The organism is Mesorhizobium sp. AR07 (assembly GCF_024746815.1).
Lineage (GTDB): Bacteria > Pseudomonadota > Alphaproteobacteria > Rhizobiales > Rhizobiaceae > Mesorhizobium.
Genome location: NZ_CP080529.1, coordinates 307,558 through 327,191 on the forward strand (window position 1 = coordinate 307,558; position 19,634 = coordinate 327,191).

A 19,634-nucleotide genomic window follows, 5' to 3' on the forward strand; every position below is an offset into this window, starting at 1 on the left:
TATCCTGGGCTGTTTACCGTCCCAGTTTGGTCCGCTCAAACGACTGTTCCGAACAAGGCCCCGACGCCGGCGGTGATCCCCATCGCCAGCGCACCCCAGAACGTGACGCGTATTGCGCCTGGCGCCACGGCTGCGCCTCCGGCGCGCGCCGCCAAAGCGCCCAAGAGGGCAAGGAAGAGCAGTGAAGCGCTGGACACCGAGACAATTAGATTTGCCTCCGGGGCAAACGCAGCAACCAACAGGGGCATTGCCGCTCCAACGGCGAAACTGGCGGCCGACGAAAATGCCGCCTGAATCGGACGGGCTCGGAGACTGTCGGAGATGCCGAGTTCGTCGCGAGCATGCGCGCCTAGGGCGTCATGGGCCATGAGTTGGTCGGCGACTTGTTTCGCAAGCGAGCGATCGAGGCCGCGTCCAACGTAGATAGCCGCTAGTTCTTCATGCTCGCCCTTGTCGTCTGCTCCGAGTTCCGCGCGCTCACGCTCAATATCGGCCTGTTCGGTGTCAGCCTGCGAGTGAACAGACACATACTCACCCGCAGCCATCGACATAGCCCCCGCGACCAGACCAGCGACCCCCGCGACCAACACGCTCGTGCGCGTCCCATGGGCAGCCGCAACACCCAGCACCAGACTCGCTGTCGAAAGGATGCCGTCGTTCGCACCCAATACCGCGGCACGCAGCCATCCGATGTGTCCGGTGTAGTGTCGTTCTTTGTGTCGCAACGGCATTCTTGATCTCCCCAGTTCGCGCGCGCCGCAGACAACTCTACCCTGCGAGGAGTGTCGAGCCATCCGGATGCCTCTCCGCAGCCAAAGGCGAGAGAATCCCTTGGCATTCACATAGTTCAGGCCAAAGAAACCACTCGCGTCAAGGCCGACCCAATCGCCTCGCCGCCAACGTATTGCCTAAACGCTCGCACGATGTTGCGCTCAGTTGCGCCAGGTCGCGAACATGGCGATGGCCGCCACCGCCATGACCGCGGTGGCGAGCCAGCCAAATCCCATCAGCCATCGAGTTAGCGTGAACTGGCCCATCACCACGCGGCGCGAGGCCATCAGCATGATCAAGACCATGATCGGCACCGCGGCTACGCCGTTGATCACAGCGCTCCAGAACAGCGCCTTGATCGGGTCGAGCGGGGTGAAATTGAGCACGGTGCCCACCAAGGTCGCCGCCGCGATCGTGCCATAGAAGGCGCGCGCGCGGCCGGGACGGCGTGCCAGACCGACCCGCCAATGCAGAGCCTCGCCTACTGCATAAGCGGCGCTGCCGGCCAGCACTGGCACCGCCAACAGCCCGGTGCCGATGATACCCAGTGCGAAGATGGTGAAGGCGAAACGGCCGGCAATTGGCCGTAGCGCCTCGGCCGCTTGGGAGGAGGTCTGGATGTCGGTAACGCCGTGCGCGTTCAACGTCGCCGCCGTCGTCAGCACGATGAACAGCGCGATGATGTTGGAGAAGCCCATGCCAACCAGTGTGTCGAGCTGCATGCGGGCCATCTGCCGGGGCGCCTGCTGGGGCGCCTGGATTAGCGGCTTGGCCTTGGGATCCTCTTTCTCGTCTTCGACCTCCTCTCCCGCCTGCCAGAAGAAGAGATAAGGGCTAATCGTGGTCCCGAACACAGCGACGACGACGGTCAGATAGTCGCCTGACAGGCTGATATTCGGCAGCACCATGTTCCGCGCCACGGTCAACCAGGGCACGCCGACCACGAACACTGTGGCCACATAGGCAAAAAGAGAGAGGGTCAGCCATCGCAGCACCGAGGCATAACGTGAGTAGCGTATGAACACTTCGGCAAGAACGGTGACGACAGCGAAACCAGCGACGTAGATCAGCATCGGGCCGTCGATCAGCAGATGCAGGGCAGCCGCCATAGCACCGAGATCGGCGCCGAGATTTATGGTATTTGCGACCACAAGCAGTCCGACCAGCAGATAGAGCAGCGGCGCCGGATAGTGAAGGCGCATGTTGCCGGCAAGGCCTCGGCCGGTCACCCGGCCTATTTGCGCGCTAATCAGTTGGATGGCGACCATCAGCGGGTAGGTGAGCAGCAGCGTCCAGCCCAAGCTGTAGCCGAACTGCGCGCCAGCCTGGGAATAGGTAGCTATGCCGCTGGGGTCGTCGTCCGACGCGCCCGTGATCAGACCTGGCCCCATGACATCGCGGAGCTTTGGCCGTGTCGGTTTCTTGATCTCACTTCTTGAAGGCGCAGTGGGAACATTCATCAGGAAACGCTCCGCGGGCCCGCAATGTGCCGCCCTGAATTGAACGTGGACGGCACTGTATAGTTCCTGGAATCTCCGACATATATTAGGTCGTTGGCCTTCGATTGTCAGGCGCAGGGGCCGAGCAGATCGAGCTCATGCGAGCAGTCGCTCCACGCCATATGCCTTGGCCGTCGTACATGTCGCGCCAGCAATCCGAAGGCATTCCATAGGATGTTGAAAACGGGACGCATCAGCTCGGGAATACCGGCTTCGCTTTTCGAAATAGATCTCAGGAGAACAAGCATCGGTAAAAGAGATGGCCGTCGCCTCCAATATCAAGTGAGTAGACGGTGTGTCCATGAATCACTCGACGGTGGTAAAGGCTTTTCGTCGGCTATAAATTTGCCCGCCATTGGCGCGCGCCGGATATTGTCGTCAATGCTGGATGGCGATTGGCCACTCATCGACTGCGAGTTACTGCGCACTGCTTCGCTGCCCTCGAAAACACAACTGCCGCAGGCGGCTGAAATGACGCGCTAGTGGATGGAATCTAACACTTGGTGCCCACGTTTGACGGCAGCAATGATTTTGTCGGGATCGGCGGTCCAAGTGAAGGGTTTGGGTTGCTGGTTGTGCTCTGCCACGAAGCGGTTGATTGCCGCCTGGAGGTCGACGACGGAGTGGAAGACGCCTCGCTTGAGACGACGCGTGGAGAGTTTGGCGAAGAAGCCCTCGACGGCATTGAGCCACGAGCATGAGGTCGGCGTGAAGTGGAAGGTGAAGCGCTGATGGCGGTCGAGCCAGGCACGCACCTTGGGGTGCTTGTGAGCGGCGTAGTTGTCGAGGATGACATGGACCGCCTTGCCGGCCGGCGCCTCGGTGTCGATGGCGTTGAGGAAGCGGATGAACTCCTGGTGGCGGTGACGCTGCATGTTGCGGCCGATGACGGCGCCGTCGAGCACGTTGAGAGCGGCAAACAGCGTGGTGGTGCCGTGCCGCTTATAATCGTGCGTCATGGTGCCGAGCCTTCCCTTCTTCATGGGCAGGCCGGGCTGGGTGCGGTCCAGTGCCTGGATCTGGCTCTTCTCGTCGACCGACAGCACGATGGCGTGGGCCGGCGGATCGACATAGAGGCCGACGACGTCGCGCAACTTGTCGATGAATTTCGGATCGTTGGAGAGCTTGAACTGCCGCCAGCGGTTTGGCTGCAGCCCGTGCGCCTTCCAGATGCGGCGCACCGCGCTGGCGCTGATGCCGGCGGCCCTGGCCATCATGTCGGCGGTCCAGTGCGTCGTTTCCCCTGGCGGGTCGTCGAGCGCCAGCGCCACGACGCGCTCAGCGATCTCAGGCCCGAGCGGCGCAATGCGCGAGGGACGCGTCTTGTCGCGCAGCAGCCCCTCGAAGCCTTCCGTGGCGAAGCGCTCCTGCCAGCGCCACACGCAGGTCTTGGATTTGCCGGTCCGCCCCATGATTTCGATCGTGCCGGCGCCGGTGGCGCTCAACAGCACGATCTCGGCGCGCCACACATGCTTCTGCGGGCTGTTACGATCTTTGACCAGGGCAACCAAACGCCGATGGTCAGAAGGCGAGACGGTGAGAGATATTCCTGTGCGCATACCGCAGACTCGCACGCGCTCAGCCAAAAGGGGATCCCGATCCGGACTCTTATGTCAGGCGGAAACCACTAGTGGTGTGCCAATGCAAATTTCCGGCAATGCTCGAGATAAGCCTCGTCGTGGATGGAGAGAAGTTCGACCACGCTCGACCAAAGCCACGACGGAGCATCTGGCTTTTCCTTACGCGCGCGGCCAAGTTCGGCAGTCCACGATCGCCATTCTTGACCATCCATCTGCCGACCGTGAGCGTGTCCCACCACGCCGCCCAGATAGCGTGCCATAGCCTGGATCTCATCTCCAGCAAGACGATCGATCTCGATCTTCATGTCCTGCGGGGTGATTTCGCGGATGAAGACAGCCTTGTTCATCATTCTGGTTGCCACCGCGCGGTCGCCGAGATTGGGCGACAGCGCCTTCGCACCCGTTATCACCCGCTCAGCGTAGTCTCGCGGCATTCTTGCTCCAGAAGCCGACGGAGCTGTGGCGGATGCGGCCTCCTTGATATCCAGCAACGAAACCGGACCATGCTTGCCGTCTCGGACCAGGGCCGCACAACGGAGGCGGCCAAGCGAGCTGCAGCCCTTGATCCAGTAGGCGGCATCGAGGACCTTCCAATTGTCCGGCCTCGCCTTCTCGAATCCTAGTACGATCTCCTGGAGTTCCGTCTCCTTGCAAAGCGACAGAACCGCAGAACGCTCCTTCCTGTGCAACGGCCAGAATCGTCTATCGCGAGGTAGCACCGGGCGTTTCGTTTGAAAGTTTTCCATGGCAAGGTTTCGCCACCGCCTGCGCACGGAATGCTTCAGGAGCTTTCTGATATCCTTGGGTTGGCGCAGGTGCGGTGTGCTTGCCTCGCTTTCAACAGTTGCGGCCCCGTATCCGGCAACAAGCGCTTCGAGCGTCCTCGCAGTGGTAACGCCAGGCAGGTCGGAGTCCCGTGCAGCCGAGGCGAGCGAAAGTCCCAAGCGGATGAGATCGTGCGCAGGGTTGCCTATGACAGTCTGATCAAAGTCCCTAATCTGAACAGCGACATCGCCGTCGCGATCCGCCAAGGCGCCCAGGTTGCCCAGGTGGCAGTCTCCACAGATCCAGACGGCGGGGCCATCGGGGATCGACGATGAACGTCTGTCGAGCCATTCATAAAACAGCTCAGTGGTGCCGCGTATGTAAGCTTGCGGAGACCGAGCCATCTTGAGGTTTCGCAGAGAGTCCAGAAAAGAAGCGCGATCCTTGACACTCATCAGCTTGCATCCGCGTTGCGAAAGCGCCGTAAAAGAGGCCAAACATGCCAGAAACCGACGAGCAAGAATAGAGTGCCTGCCGCGCCGACCGCGCCAGCCAACGGTCGCGCGGTGATTTTGCCGACCACCACGCCGGCAAGCTGCACGGCATCTTCGTGACCAAAGCGAACCTCAACTACCATGGTTCGATAACGCTGGACCCTGACCACTGCGAAGCAGCCGGGATCTTGCCCATGGAATTCGTGCAGATATGGAACAAGAATTCCGGTGCGCGGATATCGACCTATGTCATTCTCGGCGAGCGTGGTTCACGATGCTGTATCCTCAATGGAGCGGCAGCCCGCACTTGCCAGCCTGGAGACCAGATCATCGTCTGCAACTCCATCTACCTGGAGGAAACGCAGATCACCTCGCTGAAGCCGCGGATTGTCACTTTCGACCAGGACAACCACATCGCCGACCGCCTGAGTTACTCAGTCGATCTCGACGCAGGTGGGCGATACAGTTTCTCGATCCTTGACGAGGCGAACGCGGCGTTGGCTATTCCTGTCCTGGTGTCCGGGGCGTGACGCCACGTTTTCTGGATCGTCCGAAGCTGGACGCAGTCTGCTCATCATACGGCGCCGGAAGTGGCGTCTCTCCCGGAGAAAGCGGTTCAACCGTTCCGAAGCAGCTATCGAGTAGGATGGGTGTTCGGAATCCGTAGTTGATCGGGACGTCAGGGTACTGAGCAAATGCGACCATTCCCAAGCGTGAAAGATCACAAGTGGTCACTCGTTACACACCCCAGCTAACGGCCCCAGCTCTCTAAGATAGGCGAACAAGTATATGATATATATGCATATTATAGTCAAAGTGTTTTGATCCACAACGATCCCGCTCAATACCCATCGGCCATGCTGGACCACGTTGTGTCACGCTTTAATCTAAATTCTCTCTGAAATGAGGGGCTTGAGAATTTCTTTCTCGCCAGCCCGACCGCCGCGCGACGGGTGATAGAAAGAAAATTCACGCAAGGGCATTTTCGGAGCAAGACATGCGCCCTTCCCTGCCCCCTCGACGCGGCGGAGATTTCGCGCCTCTGCAGCTTCTTGATGGACCGACTGAACACCCGCGACATGGCCAACCGCCAGTCGCTGAAGGGAAACATTGCGCCGCCAGAAACGGGCATCGTGGAAGGTATGGGCTCAAGTTCACTCGTCAGCCATGTCAAACGTCAGGTTTCGATCGGCGTGTCGGCGGTCATTCCCCATTCGGCCCATGAGCCGTAATAGACTTTGACTCTGTGATAGCCTAGGAGCTGGTGCAGCGCGAACCAGGCCTGGGCTGCCCGATTGCCGATCGTGCAGTAGGTGACGATCTCGGCTTCCGGGGTGAAGTCGCGTTCCGCCAACACCTGTCGCATCTCGTCGATGCTTCTGAAATGACCCTCGCTCGTGCGCAGCAGCTCGATGGGAAGATGGACGGCGCCGGGGATGTGTCCGGCCCGCCCGGCGGGCTGTGGAGCGCCCGACGGCCAGAAGCGTTCGCCGACATATTCGGCATTCGAGCGCGTATCGAGGAGCAGCGGCCCGGGTCGGCCAAGCGCCAGTTGGACGTCATCCTCGGATAGACAAAATAAGCGTTGGTCGGAGAGCGGATATTGCGAACGTTGAGGGATCGGAACGGCGGTGGACCAATCATATCCGGCGGCTCGCCACTGCTCACGTGACCCGTCAAGCAGCCTGACGCGCTCATGTCCCAGCGACTTCAGCAGCCAATAGCCGAGATGCGCCGCGTAGCCATAGACCACAACCGTCGTCTCAACGCTGATGCCCGACCGGCAAAGCAAGTCCTGCATCTGGGCTGTGTCGATCGGGCGATAGCCCGGATGCCGCAGGTCGGCATAGGCATTCCACAGGACGCCGCCGGGAATATGTCCGCCGCTGTAAGCCGCCGCGCTGACGTCTATCTCCACAATTCGTACCAGCGGGTCTTCGAGGCGCGCGGCGATCCAGGCGGCATCGATGCGCACATCTGGCGCGTTCCTAATCGATTCCATCTTTTCCATCTTTCATCTCCGTTATGGTGCCGATGAGAGCGTTTGAATTTTGGACAAAGCGAACGCTGCCTGCGTCCATGTACGCTGGACCAGGATGTGATCCGTTATGCTTGGTGAGCGGCGGTAGCCGACCTACTGCAGCACGTTACCGGGCCAAACCCGTTCGAATGCCTTGCCGGCCTGACGCTGGGCCTTGCGTACGCTCTCGGCATCTGGAGCGTCATATTCGCAGATCATCCGGAGCCGGTCAGCCGCAAGCACACTGCGGCTCCAGGTAACCCCGTACATCTCGAGGCACGGCTTCTCGCGGACAAGGTCGGCATTGAGGTCCGCGTCCGAGTAAGGCTGAGCAAAGCTGCGCTCGACGACAAAGTACGGCATGACCGAGTTCTCCTTGCGAACTGAACCTGCTGAAGCTAGCCGGTCCCCGTTTGAACCGGCGTTGGAATGACGAGGAAATCTTGCGCTTGCTTGAACGCGGTCCGGGCGCGGCTGCTCCACTGCGGCGCGTCGGCGGACTCGGTCATCGGCTGGAAGCTCGACAGGTCAGGGATCGTCTCGCCTTCCTGCACCGCGATACGGACGAGAATGGACTTCGCCACGACAATCTCAGTCGTCCGTTTCACGATCTGTGCCATGGCAAGCGCCTCGCTCGCCGCGAGACGCGCCGGCCCGAGCCGGCTGTGCGCAAGATGGCATTCGGCCGTCTGGTTGAGCACGTAGGACAACAGCGCCTTGTCGTCGAAGCTACGCAGGGCAGCAAGTGCGGGCCCCAGCTTGACCTCTCCGGCGTCGCCGCCTTTCAGCAGCCCGGATAGCGCTCGCAAGGCCGTCGCCACCGGCGCTGGGCCGTCCCCGCTCTGTGCCGCAACGCGATCGATCTCGCCACAGACCGCAAGTGTTTCCTGATGGGTGCTGCTCTCGATGGCGAGTTTGGCGACCCAAACCAGGCATTCGATCTCACGCCAGCGATCCTCATAGAGATGCGCCAGCGCGACGGCGCGGCGCATCAATTCGCCGGCGGCGGCAACATCGCCGTCCCAGCGCGAGAGCAGGGCGCGACCCCATTCGACCTCGACCAGGCTTTGATCGAGGGCCGCGGCAAGCCGGCCGGCTTCGTCGACGAAATTACGCGCCAGCCTCACATCGCCTTCGACTTCGAGCAGGCAGCGGCCGGTATTGGCCAATTGCTGGCAGCGCATCAGTTCGTCGGTACGCCGGCTGATCTCTTCGGCCCGCAATATTGCCTGCTGCGCCGCGAGCGTGTCGTTCGAGCGCTGTGTCCACCACGAGATCATGTGCCAGCCGAGCACCGCGTCGTCGCGCAGGCCCATGAATTCGGCCGTTTCGACGGCGCGCCTGATTTCGCCGAGTAGTTCAGGTTTTGGCCTGAGGCCGGGACTGGTGCCGGCGAATACCTTCACTTTGAGCAGCGCGATTTGGGCATGGGCGCGATCGGCGCCGAGGCCGAGTTGCGCCAGATGCCCCAGGCCGCGGTCGGCGGCGTCGACGGCCGCCGCATTGGCAAAGAGCCGCAGGCAATGCTCCCCCGCCGCAATCGACGCTTCGACGGCCAGCATATGATCGCCGGCAGCGCCGGCATGATAGACCAGCTCGCCCGCCAGCGTCTGGTCACGCCGCGCAGCGCTCCCCAGCGCCCGCGCAATCTGGCGATGGATCAGCCGGCGGTGCGGCTGGGACAGACTGCGATACGTCGTTTGTCGGATCAAATCGTGAGAGAAATCGAAGCGTCCCTCAGTGCCGGGCTTGAGGAGACCGCGACGTTCCAGGCGATCGATCCGCTCGATCAGCTGAAGCTCGGGAAGGTCCATGGCGGCGCCGAGCAGTTCGGGCTTGAAATCCCTTGCCGTCGCCGAAGCAAAGACGATGAGATCGCGCTCTGGCGCATCCAGCCTCCCGATACGATCGGCGATCATCGCCTCCAGGTCGCGTCCGGCAGCCGGCCGGCCGGCGTTGGCGAGTTCGACTAGGAACAACGGATTGCCGCCACTTTCTCGAACTGCCGTTCGGACTTCATCCTCACTGGCTTTGGCAGAAAAAAATTGGGCCGCCTCTTCTTCGCTGAGCGGCGGGAGCTGGACGCGCTGCAGCGCGCCGTCATGCGCGAGGGCGCTCACCGTCCGCTTGCACCAGGGGTTGTCCTCGATCTCGTCGGCGCGCGCCGCACCGATGAAGAGCACGCGGCCCACCATGCGGGTCGCTCGCAGGACATAATGCAGCAATGAGGACGACCCCTCATCAATCCATTGCAGATCGTCGAAGATGAGGACAATGGGGCACCGGACGGCTTCGGCGCTGATGAGGTCCGCAACCGTGGCAAATAGGCGAGTCCGACCGCCCCCATCGTCCGCCGGCAGGTCGCCATCCTCGCCAAATGGCGAGAGAAGGCGTTGTGCGGCCGGATCGGTGACGTCCTCGATTATAGAGCCGAGCGCATCGATCCAGCTGCCATACGGGCGCACCGCCTCCGCCTCGAAGCAGCGCGCGGCAATGACCCGGGCGCCTTTTCGGGCCGCCTCCCCAGCCACGAAGTCAAGCAGCCTCGACTTGCCGATGCCCGGCTCGCCGAGGAACAGCAACGCTCCCGGCGCCTTGCTTTGCAGCAGCGCGTCGATCGAGGCGGTACCGATCTGCCGTTCGGCGAAGCGACCGATGAGCCCGGTGATCTTGGGCGGAGGCATGTTCGAGTCGCGTCCGTCCGGTCCGGTCCGCGCACTGGAGGACGGCGGCTGCCCGTGCTGCGGCGCAGGCGGCTTGAGCTCGCCGAGCAGTGGCGCGGCCAGCTCACGGCGCAACATGCCCCGCGCATATTGGTAGTGCGCATCGGCGTCCTTGCGACGCCCAAGCGTGGCCAGCAGCTTGACGAGCCGGCTATGCGAATTCTCGGAGAGCGGGTCGGCGGCGACCATGGCTCGAACATAGGGCAAAGCGCGTTCGGGGTTGTCGGCGAGTCGCTCGACCAGGATCGACAACACCTGGCGCCGCAGTGCGTCCCAGCGCTCGCGTTCGGCAAGGCACCAGTGATGAAACCGATAGCACGAGGGCAGATCGAGCCCGTCGAGAAATTCCCCCTGCAGCAGCGCTGCGGCCTTTTCCAGATCATCCAGTCCGGCCGCTTGCGGGTCGCCCCGCAGCAGTCGGCCGAGGATTTGCACATCGATCTGGGCGTCGCCAGACACAAACGTGACGTGTTCCCGGTCGGCCGTCAAATGGTCGAAACCGTCCTCGTTCAGCTGCGGACGCAATTTTGTGAGGCTCCAGCGCAGCGAGGCGCGCGGATCGTCAGGCCCGTCCCATAGCAGGTCGCAAAGCGCTTGGCGTGAATGCGGCGCAGCCGTGGCAACCAAGTAGCCGAGCAGCGCACGGGTGCGCTTCGACGCGGGCAGCGGGATCGCCGCTCCAGTCTGCTGTACCCGGATTTCGCCGAGCAGGCGGATCGAGAGATCGCGCTCGGCTTTTCGCGGTCGGGTCCGAGGTTTTCGCGTTTCCACGCTCACTCCAACCATCATTCCAACGAAACCACGCCAATCTAGGCCATATCGCCACAAACCAGAAGGACATTCAGCATGCTGATCGCGCGCTGGCAGATCGACGCTCGTTTTGGACACAAGCAAAACGTCATCGACGCTGTGCTGAAATGGACACAGGACATCGCGCTGCAGGTTGGCCTCCTCAGCGGGCGGATGCTGACCGGAGCTATCGGCGCCCTTGAGGCCACCGTCGAACACGACTGGGAAGTCGAGAGCCTCGTCGAACTCGAACGGGCCAGGGTCAAGCTCGGCGGCATCGAAGCCCACAAACAATGGAGCAAGGACCTCGAGCCCTACGTGGTCTCCGGCACGTCCCGATGGACGATCAGGCGCGTGCTGTAGCCCGACTGTCGGTTCCAAAGCACCCACCAAGGAGGAATACCATGCATAGCGAAACGATCATGCAGTTCGGGCAGGCGCTCCGGGGCGCGCTCATCGGCCGCGAGCACCCGGACTACGATGCGGCGTGCGGAAACTTTACAACGGCATGATCGACAAGCGGCCGCTACTCATCGCCCGATGCGCCGATGTGGCCGACGTCATTACTGCGGTTAATTTTGGCCGCGCCAACCAGCTGCCTATCGCCATCCGCGGCGGCGGCCACAATGGCCCGGGTCTCGGCAGCGTCGACGACGGTCTGATCATCGACATGTCGCAGATGCGCGGCGTGCGTGTCGACCCGAATGCTGGCGCGGTCAGGGTTGGTGCGGGGTGCGTGACCGGCGAAGTGGACCACGCCACGCACGCTTTCGGCCTCGCAGTACCCTTCGGCATCATCTCGACCACCGGGGTTGCCGGGTTGACGCTCTCGGGCGACCACGGCTATCTCAGCCGCCAGTACGGGCTCGCCGCCGACAACCTGCTCGAAGCCGACGTGGTGCTCGCCGACGGCAATTTCGTCACGGCGAGCGAAACCGACAACGCGGATCTGCTCTGGGCGCCGCGCAGCGGCGGCGGCAATTTCGGCGTGGTCACGAGTTTTCTCTTCAAGGCGCATCCGGCCAAGATGGTCTATGGCGGGCCGATCATCTGGGAACTCGGCCAAGCGCGAGAAATCATGCGCTGGTACAGTGAGTTCGAGAAGACCGCGCCCGACAATTTCTACGCCTTTCTCGGGCTGCAACTGGTGCCGCCCGGCGATCCGTTCCCGCGCGAGCACTGGAACAAGAAGATGTGCGTGCTGATGATCTGCCACAATGGCCCGTCGGCGTACGCCGAGAAGGCCGTGAATGCCCTTCGCGGCGCGCTGCCTAAGCCGATCATCGACTGGGCCGGGCCGTTGCCCTACCCCACCGTCCAGACGATGTTCGACGCGCTCTATCCGACTGGCCTGCAATGGTACTGGAAGGGCGACTTCGCGAAAGACCTCCCCGATGCGGCGATCGAAGCCCATATTGCCGCCACCGAAAAAATCCCCTCGCCAATCTCGGCGATGCACCTCACGCAATGGCGTGAGATCGACCGCGAGGTTGCAAACTGGTCGATCGATCCGAAGGATCTGTAGCTGACTCGAAACTTGATCGTCCTCGACCTGGGCCGATACGCAGAACCCGGCGGCGACCATGCGGGCAAAGCAGGCTACAGGATGGGTAGAAGCTTCTCGTACCGTTTGATCAGCCGATCCCTCTTCAGGCGCGAGAGCCTCTGTATCCAGAAGAGTCCGTCGAGTTGATCGATCTCATGTTGGTGACAGACGGCCAGCAGGCCATCAGCCTCCTCGATCTGTTCGGTTCCATCCAAGTCCTGACAGCGGATTCGCACACGGGCATGTCGCTCGACGTCCTCCGTGACGCCCGGCATCGAGACACTACCCTCCGCATTGCGGATCATGTCGTCTGATGCCCAGATGATCACTGGATTGACATAGGTCCGAGCTTCCGCCGCTGGCGGCACCTGGATCACTACCAGGCGCTTCAAAATGCCGATATGCGGGGCGGTGATGCCGATGCCAGGCGCTGCGTGCATCGTCGCTGCGAGGTCAATGGCGAGGCGGCGCAAATCCTCGTCGAAGACCGATACGGGTTCGGCCACCGCGCGAAGGCGACGGTCGGGAAATCTCACGATCGGCCGAACCGTCACACGTCACTCCATATCCTTGCGGTCACTGCCGTTTCTGACGAACCATCGATATTCAGCGACCGTCCTGGACGTCAGGTTGTCTTAACGCCGATCTTGCGGCGCTTCGCTGGTGCCGGCGGTGGCGATGTCTCGGGTTCAGGTGCGGCGGCCTTTCTTCCCAGACCTATTGCCCGAGCCATTTGCGACCGTGCAGCGGAGTAGGTCGCGGCAACCATGGGATAATCGGCGGGCAGGCCCCACTTCGCGCGGTACGCATCTGGCGACAGGTTGTAGTGGGTGCCGATATGTCGCTTGAGCGATTTGAACTTCTTTCCGTCTTCTAGGCAGATGATGAAGTCGGGTGTCACCGATTTCTTGATCGGTACCGCTGGTGCGGACTTCTCTTCCGGTTGGGCTTGAGGTGCAGCCTGCAGCTTGCTGACCGCAGCATAGGTATCGGCGATTACGCGAGAGAGCTCCGACACTGGAAGCGGGTTGTTGCTCACATATGCGGAAACGATGTCCGCAGTCATCGCCAGCAAATCCGCGCCGGACTCTGTAAGATCTTCAGGCATTTGGGCCATTCCCTCAACTGTTCTCATTGTCTGTAGCCCGCCTGTGACCTCGCTACAGGAAAGCATACCGTTTGCACAAGACCGGAAATAGCCGCCGAGGAGCCCAGGAGGCATCGACGCTGTTCACGTCGGCGCGCATGCAAGGCTCCCGCTGTCGGCATTGAACGCTAGATCGTGTCGGAAATCGATCGCATGTCAGGGTCCTTCGTAGTCGGCGTAAATGCGCACGGACCTATCAGCAACGCACAGCAGCATGTTGTTGCTGCACTGCACAATGACAAGGCGTAATCGCGCCCTTGAGCGTTAGATCGTGGCCTTGGCGTACAGCATTTGATGCCCACACCATCGTGGTTCCCACCGCAGCCGCTGGCGAAGTTTGGAAGGTTCTGGGATGGGAACCGATCGCCAACTTGTGTTTGGTCGCGACAAAAGCGTTCAAAGAAAATCCTGCTGTCGTGGGTAAAGAACCCGCGGCATCCCCCCGGCGCAGAACCTCCGGCCATTTTTCCGGAATGAACGCGGCTTCGTAAAGGTCTTCGCCGATGGCTGCGATCATGGGGTTAGAACCTTACAGGCGATATTGCAGCGCGTCTGATTTTTCGACAACCGGTATGGATTGCATTTTGTCCGAAGATATATCCGCCCGCGTAGGTGAATTTCCCGTCGACCCGACAGGGCATGTCCCCGCACGCCGGGTCAGATGGCTGTTACCACCCGAACAGCAAGGCAGCTCCGCTCTGATCATTGTCGTTTTGCGAAGCGTCCGTTTTGGTTTGGCATCCAACTGTTGCTCTGTCGCCTCGCGTTGAAGTCGGAGTGCTTTGAGCGCGGCTGTTTTGGCTGCCCGAGCTTGCGCTTCCGTAACGATTACCCGCTTCGCTTCCGTGTCGGTGCGATTGAATTTCTCATCCCGGATGCGCTGCTTTTCCATCGACCTCAAACGGCTCAGCGGTCTGTATGGTTCCCCAATGCAGAAAAGCCCGCCGTCCGGCGCGGGGACGACGAACTTTCCACTGACCAGAAGTTTGGAGGGATCCAGTCACCCGCTACAATTCAGGCAAGCGCATTTCGTTCCGCGTCGGGAGAAAAATGAGGCCCGCGCCCTGCGCTGACTGGGTAAACCCGGGAGGGCTGACGCGCGTGGATTGGGTCGATCACGTCTGGTGGTCGTTGGGCGCCCCTTGACGACCGTGGCGGCCGAACCAATCTCATAGTATGGCACGAGAGATAGACATCGGCGACGACGTGAGGCTCACCGTCACTGTCATCAAGCAGCTGGACAGTGGCCGGCTCCGCGTCAGTATTCCATCCTACGATTTCCCCTGTTCGATCGAAGCGCCGCGCGGAGCCAAGGTCGGCGACAAGCTTCATCTTACCGGAGAGGTCACGCACGTCGACGACGAGGCTGGCCGCGTCACCGTACGGCTTGGCGGGCTCGTCACAGTCGATGTTGCGGCGATCGATAGTTGGACGAAAGCATGGACGCGCACGAAACCGCTACTCGACGTCTGGGACTGATGAGCGTCATCAATTGAGAGGAAGCACCGAGCAGAACTTCTCCAGGCTTCCTCGGCCCGGCAATCTAGGTCGGACGTGGATCAAAAAGGACAGGTAGACCTCGTGAGGCCGACATTTCGACCACCAGCTCCTCCAGGTCACCGTCGCCGAGCTTCGTTTCGATCTCAGATCGAACAGTCTTTAGCAGAGAGCCGATCCTGTGAAGCGCAGAGCGCGAAGCAGGATGGCGGGCCACGAACGATGAAGGTGTTGGCGAAGTCGGCCGGCGTAAATGAGACCATCAGTTGGCAGCGGTGTGCAGATAGGACCAATCGCTGGCAGCGTAGCGGCCACCCCTTCGTGCAACGGCGAACACGCGCCATGCGAAGGCTCCCTTAAGACTTGAGAGAGCCACGTTCAGGCTCGAAATATCGACAAAGCCGGAATAGATTTCCCTTGAACCAGATGGCACAAGTGCGCGCAACTCCACGAAGAAGCGCACCCCCTCTGGTTCCTGGGGTGCCGTCCACACGAGCTCGACACTATTTGTGCCGGAGCCAATCAGCTCGCCCTCTGCAGGCGCGATGAGTATTGGAGCGGAGAGCGTCGCGGCCTTTGCGCCACCAGAGCGAATGGCAGTCAGGCGCGCGCGCGCAGCCGGGAGATCGGATGCTTTGAACCACGCACGGGCGAGATCGACGTTTTGCGGAACGCCCTGCCCTGCCTCGTAAAGCTGGCCGAGATTATATGCCGCTCTTCGAATGCCATGAGAGGCCGCACGCGCGTACCATGTGGCGGCTTGCGCCACATCCGGGGACACGCCGCGGCCGCTGTCAAGCATGATGGCAACATTGAATTGTGCTTCGGGCAAACCGGCTTCTGCAGCACGGCGGTACATGTCGAAGGCGAGCCGAGCATCTGTCGACCCGCCCATCAAGTCTTGTCGCAGCGCCTCGCGAAACAAAGCACTCGGATCCTCGGCGCTAGCCGACGTTGCCGACTGTGCAAACGCGAGCAGTAGACTGGCCGCGGTCGCGAAGCGGCGCACGGCGTTAGCGCCAGGTGATCTCGACACGACGGTTTTCAGCTTCAGCAATACCCTCTTCGGTCGGAACTGCGAGTTCTGTTTCGCCTTTCGCCAGGACCTGGAACCGGTCGACCGGAAGTCCGCGATCGAGCAAAGCTTTCAGCACAGCTGTCGCCCTGCGCTGAGAAAGCGAGAGGTTCCGCGCTGGTGCTCCGACACGATCGGCACAGCCCGTAACGATCATGACTTGCGGCTTGCCCTCGTTGAAGGCGCGAGACGCTTGATCGAGGACTGCTCTGTCCTTGGGAAGAATTGTGCTGCTGCCGATGCCGAAATGGATGACCAATGGGGCCGGTCCACCACTTTGTGGTTTCGAGCCTTCCGGCGTCGTGGTCGAAGGCGGATTTGTTTGGGCGAAAGCAGATGTGCTTCCCAGCAGGACAATAAAGGCGAGATGGCGAACAAAGCAACTGAGGTTCATGTCAGACTCCTGTTTTGCGCTACCTTACTGGTTACCGCCCGATTGCCACTTCGATAGTTCCTGGGCGGGGGAGTGAACCATCGTCTGCAAATGGGCGCTGGATGAGAGCAGCTTCCGCAAGCCCAGCCGCTATACGCTCTGCGCTCGGTCGATCCTCATTATAAAAGTACATGACTTCGTTTGCCCGAGAGCTTGCGGGTGAATCTCCGGATTTTACGACGTCGAGACCCTGGGCTCGCAGACTCCGCTCCAGGGTCTCCGCTCGTGTCCGCGCGGAATCACGGTTGCGCGCGAAGCGCAGAATGACTCGGGGAGTTGTATCTGGGGGCAGACCGACATCAGGCGATGTGCCGATGGATGCGGTAGACTGAGGCGGCTCTTGAGGCTGCAGGATGGACGGAGGCGTGTTGGCCGCTCGCGGTGGCGCATGAAATGCTTCACCAAACTGCTTTTCAAGGCGATCCAAGCCGGCATGATTGTCCGTCGCCTCCCGCTGCAATTTCTCGATCTGAGCCACGAGTTCGGCCCGCTGGCGATCAAGTGCCGCCGCATCCGGCGACGGTGCCCGGGCGACGTCGCTCACCTGCGTTCGCAGCTGCGCCATGGTCGCGCGGTCGATCGTCGCGTCCTGCCGTAACTTTTCGATCTCGGCCACGAGTTCGGCCCGCTGGCGATCAAGTGCCGCCGCATCCGGCGACGGTGCCCGGGCGACGTCGCTCACCTGCGTTCGCAGCTGCGCCATGGTCGCGCGGTCGATCGTCGCGTCCTGCCGGAACTTTTCGATCTCGGCCACGAGCTCGGTCCGTTGGCGATCGAGCGCGGCCGCATCGGGCAGTGGTGCCCGAGAGGCTTCGCTCACCTGGGTCCGCAGCTGCGCCACGGCCGCACGGTCGGCGGTCGCGTCCTGCCGCAACTTTTCGATCTCGGCCACGAGCTCAGCCCGCTGGCCATCGAGCGCGGCCGCATCGGGCAGTGGTACCCGCGAAGCTTCGCTCACCTGGGTCCGCAGCTGCGCCACGGCCGCACGGTCGGCGGTCGCGTCCTGCCGCAACTTTTCGATCTCAGCCATGAGTTCAGCCCGCTGGCGATCGAGCGCATCCGGCGGAGGCGCCCGGGCGGCTTCGCTCACCTGCGTTCGCAGCTGCGCCAGGGCCGCACGGTCGGCGGTCGCGTCCTGCCGCAACTTTTCGATCTCAGCCACGAGTTCAGCCCGATGGCGATCGAGCGCATCCGGCGGAGGCGCCCGGGCGGCTTCGCTCACCTGCGTTCGCAGCTGCGCCACGGCCGCACGGTCGGCGGTCGCGTCCTGCCGCAACTTTTCGATCTCAGCCATGAGTTCAGCCCGCTGGCGATCGAGCGCATCCGGCGGAGGCGCCCGGGCGGCTTCGCTCACCTGCGTCCGCAGCTGCGCCACGGCCGCGCGGTCGGCGGTCGCGTCCTGCCGCAGCTTTTCGACTAACTGGGCGAGGTTGGTGCTGTCGACCGCCGCCACCTGCTGCAACTTTTCGATCTGACTCACAAGTTCGGTCAGCTGGCGATCGAGCGCTGCGGCATCCGAGGACGGCGCCACGGCCGCTTCGCTCAGCTGCGTCCGCAGCTGCGCCAGCTCCGTGCGCTCGGCGGTCGCCTGCTGCCGCAGCGTTTCGATCTCAGCTTCGAGCCCGGCCCGCAGGCGATCGAGCGCTGCGGCATCCGACGACGGCGGCCGGGCGGCTTCGCTCACCTGCGTTGGCAGCTGCGCCAGCTCCGTGTGATTGGCGGTCGCCTGCTGCCGCAGCGTTTCGATCTCAGCTGCAGACGCGGTACATTGGCTCTCCAGCTTTGCGATCAAAGTGCTGTAGCGCTGGGAAGCATCGTCAGTTGCCACCTTCGCTGGCTTGAATAGCCCGGTCGCAGTCGAAGGAGTAATTGTCGCCCCGAAGATCAACACACCAAGCAAGAGTTTTTTTTGCCAGTTGACGCGAAGCCAGTCCCTGCCATTCGGCAACTCGGCAACGCCGCTTGCAGGTGGAACAGCAGCTATTCGACCAAGCAAGGTGGAATCCGCTTCAGCGACCGGCCGGGACTCCAGAGGGAATCGAACCAGTTCGCCGAAATGCTCGCCTTTCACGATGGCCTCCCCGATCGGACCGCGGTTCAAGTCTCAACGAAGGATCTTAGAGAAAATACGCGAAACTCTGCCATTAGCTTCATCCGTTCAGAGGATAGAAAACGTCGTGGCGTTCCGCAGAAACCAATGCCATTGCCGGCTCCCGACGGCGCTCTGCCTGAGCGACAGCAACGCAAAGACCAACCCAGGCAAGATTTTCAGTCGTTTGCCGATATAGATCGCCATACCCACGTTCCAGATGGCCAAGGCAAGCGCGACACCCACTGCGGCACCCACGGGACCGTATAGCGCGCCCCCCAAGCCACAGGCTACAATGTTAGCCAGCGCACCCGCGATCATGGTTGTTGCCGCAGCCCATTCGTTTCCGGTCATGGTCAAGAGGCTCTACTGAGGTCCGCACAGCGCAACAAAGACATACCCCAGAATGAGAACCCGCGCGATGGATGTGCCTGCAGTGAAACCCGCGCCGAAATAGCTCAAAAATGGTTCTACAATCACAAGCAGCGGAATGGCCATCGCGATGGCGCCACCAGAGGAGAGCATGGTGGCTCGCGAAAACAGCCGCTGCAGGCCTTCCCGATCTCCTCGGGCAGAGAGATCAGCTGCCGTCGGCGAAAACATCGTAACGACAGCGATGCGGGAGAGGCCCACGAGCATCGCAACGTTCAATGCCAACGCGAAGATTCTTGCTTCGCGGATATGGTGGGTCCAGCCCGGCACCATCACCCCGGCCCGGCTGACGAAAACATCGAGCCCGGTGATGAGCATGCATTCCTTTGATGCGTCGCCGGGCGGGTGAAGCTTTACCGCTGTAATAAACACCAGTCCAACCGTCATGCCCGAACTTACCAGCACCGCCAACATCACCAACGGCGCGTCCACGGTCCGTAGTCCGGACACGGCGGCGAGTCCCACCAACACCAGCAGCAGACCGTCCCGCACGATGCGCTCCGGCAACAGGGCTGAGACAACGCCGCCGAAAGCCCGCACGAGTGTGGCGCCGAGGGCATAGGCGGTGATCAAAGGCACCGCCGCCATGCCGAGAAGGTTGCTGACCTCAAGCGCCCTCTGCGAATGGTCTGAAAAGAAAAGGATCAAAGCGGCGCCAATCATCCCGAACAGCGTCGCCGCCGCCAGCGATCTTTGCGGAGCGAATTTGATTCCATTTTGGCTAAGGTTGCTTCAACACGTTCGGTGCGCCCCGGGGTCATGCGCGAGAGGCGG

General features: G+C 61.8%; 20 protein-coding genes. 4 read left to right on the forward strand and 16 right to left on the reverse strand.

Annotation, left to right across the window (positions count from 1 at the left end):
• Nucleotides 1-35: 35 nt before the first annotated feature.
• From BPNPMPFG_RS42650 to BPNPMPFG_RS42665, 4 genes are all read right to left on the reverse strand, one after another.
• Nucleotides 36-731 (reverse strand): VIT1/CCC1 transporter family protein, encoded by a 696-nt coding sequence (locus BPNPMPFG_RS42650; RefSeq protein ID WP_258599303.1) that lies wholly within the window; start codon nt 729-731, stop codon nt 36-38.
• Between the two features lie 201 nt (nt 732-932).
• The gene (locus tag BPNPMPFG_RS42655) at nt 933-2,231 is read right to left on the reverse strand and encodes an NRAMP family divalent metal transporter (protein ID WP_258599304.1); all 1,299 of its coding nucleotides are present in this window, start codon (nt 2,229-2,231) and stop codon (nt 933-935) included.
• 518 nt (nt 2,232-2,749) lie between these two features.
• Nucleotides 2,750-3,829: an IS630 family transposase gene (locus BPNPMPFG_RS42660; RefSeq protein ID WP_258590135.1), complete on the reverse strand. Its 1,080-nt coding sequence runs from the start codon at nt 3,827-3,829 to the stop codon at nt 2,750-2,752.
• Between the two features lie 68 nt (nt 3,830-3,897).
• Nucleotides 3,898-5,139 carry a DUF2252 family protein gene (locus BPNPMPFG_RS42665; protein WP_258599548.1) on the reverse strand — a complete coding sequence of 414 codons (1,242 nt, stop codon included), beginning with the start codon at nt 5,137-5,139 and terminating at the stop codon, nt 3,898-3,900.
• A 71-nt stretch (nt 5,140-5,210) separates the two neighbouring features.
• Here BPNPMPFG_RS42665 and panD point away from each other — a divergent pair, with 71 nt between their 5' ends.
• A complete protein-coding gene (gene panD, locus BPNPMPFG_RS42670) occupies nt 5,211-5,639 on the forward strand; it encodes an aspartate 1-decarboxylase (RefSeq protein WP_258599550.1) in 429 nt (142 codons plus the stop codon).
• 647 nt (nt 5,640-6,286) lie between these two features.
• On the opposite strand, the gene BPNPMPFG_RS42675 is transcribed toward panD, so the two are convergent.
• The 3 genes from BPNPMPFG_RS42675 to BPNPMPFG_RS42685 form a co-directional block, all read right to left on the reverse strand.
• Entirely contained in the window at nt 6,287-7,120 is an 834-nt protein-coding gene (locus BPNPMPFG_RS42675) for a sulfurtransferase (protein ID WP_258599305.1), read from the reverse strand.
• A 123-nt stretch (nt 7,121-7,243) separates the two neighbouring features.
• Nucleotides 7,244-7,492, reverse strand: a complete 249-nt coding sequence (locus tag BPNPMPFG_RS42680; RefSeq protein WP_258599306.1) for a DUF4242 domain-containing protein — start codon at nt 7,490-7,492, stop codon at nt 7,244-7,246.
• Between the two features lie 35 nt (nt 7,493-7,527).
• Complete coding sequence (locus tag BPNPMPFG_RS42685; protein WP_258599307.1) at nt 7,528-10,623, reverse strand: ATP-binding protein; 3,096 nt, start codon at nt 10,621-10,623, stop codon at nt 7,528-7,530.
• A gap of 75 nt (nt 10,624-10,698) precedes the next feature.
• On the opposite strand from BPNPMPFG_RS42685, the gene BPNPMPFG_RS42690 reads away from it, so the two are divergent.
• Nucleotides 10,699-11,004 carry a hypothetical protein gene (locus BPNPMPFG_RS42690; RefSeq protein ID WP_258599308.1) on the forward strand — a complete coding sequence of 102 codons (306 nt, stop codon included), beginning with the start codon at nt 10,699-10,701 and terminating at the stop codon, nt 11,002-11,004.
• A gap of 124 nt (nt 11,005-11,128) precedes the next feature.
• Nucleotides 11,129-12,166, forward strand: a complete 1,038-nt coding sequence (locus BPNPMPFG_RS42695) for an FAD-binding oxidoreductase (protein ID WP_319946069.1) — start codon at nt 11,129-11,131, stop codon at nt 12,164-12,166.
• A gap of 74 nt (nt 12,167-12,240) precedes the next feature.
• On the opposite strand, the gene BPNPMPFG_RS42700 is transcribed toward BPNPMPFG_RS42695, so the two are convergent.
• The 4 genes from BPNPMPFG_RS42700 to BPNPMPFG_RS42715 form a co-directional block, all read right to left on the reverse strand.
• Nucleotides 12,241-12,741, reverse strand: coding sequence for a peptide deformylase (locus BPNPMPFG_RS42700; protein WP_258599309.1), 501 nt, complete (start codon nt 12,739-12,741; stop codon nt 12,241-12,243).
• A 71-nt stretch (nt 12,742-12,812) separates the two neighbouring features.
• Nucleotides 12,813-13,295 (reverse strand): Ros/MucR family transcriptional regulator, encoded by a 483-nt coding sequence (locus tag BPNPMPFG_RS42705; protein WP_258599310.1) that lies wholly within the window; start codon nt 13,293-13,295, stop codon nt 12,813-12,815.
• Nucleotides 13,296-13,530: 235 nt separating this feature from the next.
• Entirely contained in the window at nt 13,531-13,851 is a 321-nt protein-coding gene (locus BPNPMPFG_RS42710; protein ID WP_258599311.1) for a hypothetical protein, read from the reverse strand.
• Nucleotides 13,852-13,863: 12 nt separating this feature from the next.
• On the reverse strand, nt 13,864-14,226 hold the full coding sequence (locus BPNPMPFG_RS42715) for a hypothetical protein (protein WP_258599312.1): 363 nt from the start codon (nt 14,224-14,226) through the stop codon (nt 13,864-13,866).
• A gap of 284 nt (nt 14,227-14,510) precedes the next feature.
• On the opposite strand from BPNPMPFG_RS42715, the gene BPNPMPFG_RS42720 reads away from it, so the two are divergent.
• The gene (locus tag BPNPMPFG_RS42720; protein ID WP_258599313.1) at nt 14,511-14,813 is read left to right on the forward strand and encodes a hypothetical protein; all 303 of its coding nucleotides are present in this window, start codon (nt 14,511-14,513) and stop codon (nt 14,811-14,813) included.
• A gap of 280 nt (nt 14,814-15,093) precedes the next feature.
• Here BPNPMPFG_RS42720 and BPNPMPFG_RS42725 read toward each other — a convergent pair whose 3' ends face one another.
• From BPNPMPFG_RS42725 to BPNPMPFG_RS42745, 5 genes are all read right to left on the reverse strand, one after another.
• Nucleotides 15,094-15,888 carry a tetratricopeptide repeat protein gene (locus BPNPMPFG_RS42725; RefSeq protein ID WP_258599314.1) on the reverse strand — a complete coding sequence of 265 codons (795 nt, stop codon included), beginning with the start codon at nt 15,886-15,888 and terminating at the stop codon, nt 15,094-15,096.
• Nucleotides 15,845-16,300 carry an OmpA family protein gene (locus BPNPMPFG_RS42730; protein ID WP_258599315.1) on the reverse strand — a complete coding sequence of 152 codons (456 nt, stop codon included), beginning with the start codon at nt 16,298-16,300 and terminating at the stop codon, nt 15,845-15,847. Before BPNPMPFG_RS42730 ends, BPNPMPFG_RS42725 begins: the two co-directional genes overlap by 44 nt.
• A gap of 31 nt (nt 16,301-16,331) precedes the next feature.
• Nucleotides 16,332-18,410, reverse strand: a complete 2,079-nt coding sequence (locus tag BPNPMPFG_RS42735) for a coiled-coil domain-containing protein (protein ID WP_258599316.1) — start codon at nt 18,408-18,410, stop codon at nt 16,332-16,334.
• Between the two features lie 87 nt (nt 18,411-18,497).
• A complete protein-coding gene (locus BPNPMPFG_RS42740; protein ID WP_258599317.1) occupies nt 18,498-18,782 on the reverse strand; it encodes a hypothetical protein in 285 nt (94 codons plus the stop codon).
• Nucleotides 18,783-18,794: 12 nt separating this feature from the next.
• The gene (locus tag BPNPMPFG_RS42745; RefSeq protein WP_258599318.1) at nt 18,795-19,523 is read right to left on the reverse strand and encodes an MATE family efflux transporter; all 729 of its coding nucleotides are present in this window, start codon (nt 19,521-19,523) and stop codon (nt 18,795-18,797) included.
• Nucleotides 19,524-19,634: the final 111 nt, after the last annotated feature.

What these genes read in the sequence shown, in the direction of transcription:
- BPNPMPFG_RS42660 (WP_258590135.1), bottom strand. Translation starts at nt 3,829, where the DNA reads ATGCGCACAGGAATATCTCTCACCGTCTCGCCTTCTGACCATCGGCGT.
- BPNPMPFG_RS42745 (WP_258599318.1), bottom strand. Translation starts at nt 19,523, where the DNA reads ATGATTGGCGCCGCTTTGATCCTTTTCTTTTCAGACCATTCGCAGAGG.
- BPNPMPFG_RS42715 (WP_258599312.1), bottom strand. Translation starts at nt 14,226, where the DNA reads ATGGAAAAGCAGCGCATCCGGGATGAGAAATTCAATCGCACCGACACG.
- BPNPMPFG_RS42650 (WP_258599303.1), bottom strand. Translation starts at nt 731, where the DNA reads ATGCCGTTGCGACACAAAGAACGACACTACACCGGACACATCGGATGG.
- BPNPMPFG_RS42680 (WP_258599306.1), bottom strand. Translation starts at nt 7,492, where the DNA reads ATGCCGTACTTTGTCGTCGAGCGCAGCTTTGCTCAGCCTTACTCGGAC.
- BPNPMPFG_RS42690 (WP_258599308.1), top strand. Translation starts at nt 10,699, where the DNA reads ATGCTGATCGCGCGCTGGCAGATCGACGCTCGTTTTGGACACAAGCAA.
- BPNPMPFG_RS42655 (WP_258599304.1), bottom strand. Translation starts at nt 2,231, where the DNA reads ATGAATGTTCCCACTGCGCCTTCAAGAAGTGAGATCAAGAAACCGACA.
- BPNPMPFG_RS42675 (WP_258599305.1), bottom strand. Translation starts at nt 7,120, where the DNA reads ATGGAAAAGATGGAATCGATTAGGAACGCGCCAGATGTGCGCATCGAT.
- BPNPMPFG_RS42705 (WP_258599310.1), bottom strand. Translation starts at nt 13,295, where the DNA reads ATGCCTGAAGATCTTACAGAGTCCGGCGCGGATTTGCTGGCGATGACT.
- BPNPMPFG_RS42720 (WP_258599313.1), top strand. Translation starts at nt 14,511, where the DNA reads ATGGCACGAGAGATAGACATCGGCGACGACGTGAGGCTCACCGTCACT.
- BPNPMPFG_RS42730 (WP_258599315.1), bottom strand. Translation starts at nt 16,300, where the DNA reads ATGAACCTCAGTTGCTTTGTTCGCCATCTCGCCTTTATTGTCCTGCTG.
- BPNPMPFG_RS42710 (WP_258599311.1), bottom strand. Translation starts at nt 13,851, where the DNA reads ATGATCGCAGCCATCGGCGAAGACCTTTACGAAGCCGCGTTCATTCCG.
- BPNPMPFG_RS42740 (WP_258599317.1), bottom strand. Translation starts at nt 18,782, where the DNA reads ATGACCGGAAACGAATGGGCTGCGGCAACAACCATGATCGCGGGTGCG.